Below are 921 nucleotides of genomic sequence, written 5' to 3' on the forward strand. Positions count from 1 at the left end.
CCAGACCGGCAGCCACCACGTTCTTGGCCACCCACCGCGTCGCATACGCCGCGGACCGGTCCACCTTCGACGGGTCCTTACCCGAGAACGCGCCACCACCATGACGGGCCATCCCGCCATACGTGTCGACAATGATCTTCCGACCCGTCAGACCCGCATCACCCATCGGACCACCGACCACGAACCGGCCCGTCGGATTGATCAAAATGTTCGGGTTCTCCGCCTGCAGACCCAGATCCTCGATCTCCGGATCAATCACATACTTCTGCACATCCGCCGCAAGCTGCTTGTCCAGATCGATACCCTCAGCATGCTGCGACGACAACACCACCGTGTCCAACCGGACCGGCTTGTCCTTGTCGTACTCGATCGTGACCTGCGTCTTCCCATCCGCACGCAAATACGGCACCGTGCCGTTCTTCCGCACCTGCGACAACCGCAACGACAACCGGTGCGACAACGCGATCGGCAACGGCATCAACTCCCGCGTGTCCGACCAGGCATACCCGAACATCAACCCCTCATCACCCGCACCCTCCTTGTCCAGATCATCCAGAGCATTCTCCAGACGCGACTCATACGCCGTGTCCACACCCTGCGCAATATCCGGCGACTGCGCACCGATCGACACACTCACACCACACGAAGCGCCATCAAAGCCCTTCTCCGAGGAGTCATAACCGATGTCCAACACCGCCTGACGAATCAACGCCGTCGCATCCACGTTCGCCGCCGTCGTCACCTCACCGGCCACATGCACCTGACCAGTCGTGATCATCGCTTCCACCGCGACCCGCGACCGCGGATCCTGCGCCAACATCGCATCCAGAATCGTGTCGCTAATCGCGTCACACATCTTGTCCGGGTGACCCTCGGTCACCGACTCACTCGTGAACAACCTGCCTGTACTCACAATGCTTC

1 protein-coding gene is annotated in these 921 nt (G+C 60.9%); it reads right to left on the reverse strand.

Annotation, left to right across the window (positions count from 1 at the left end; genetic code table 11):
• Window positions 1-913, reverse strand: a 913-nt coding sequence (gene metK / locus ABD323_RS41875) for a methionine adenosyltransferase (protein ID WP_425556349.1), incomplete at its 3' end; no start/stop codon positions are given.
• Window positions 914-921 lie beyond the last annotated feature (8 nt).

Source organism: Kitasatospora nipponensis (genome assembly GCF_039528135.1).
GTDB classification, from domain to species: Bacteria; Actinomycetota; Actinomycetes; order Streptomycetales; family Streptomycetaceae; genus Kitasatospora; species Kitasatospora nipponensis.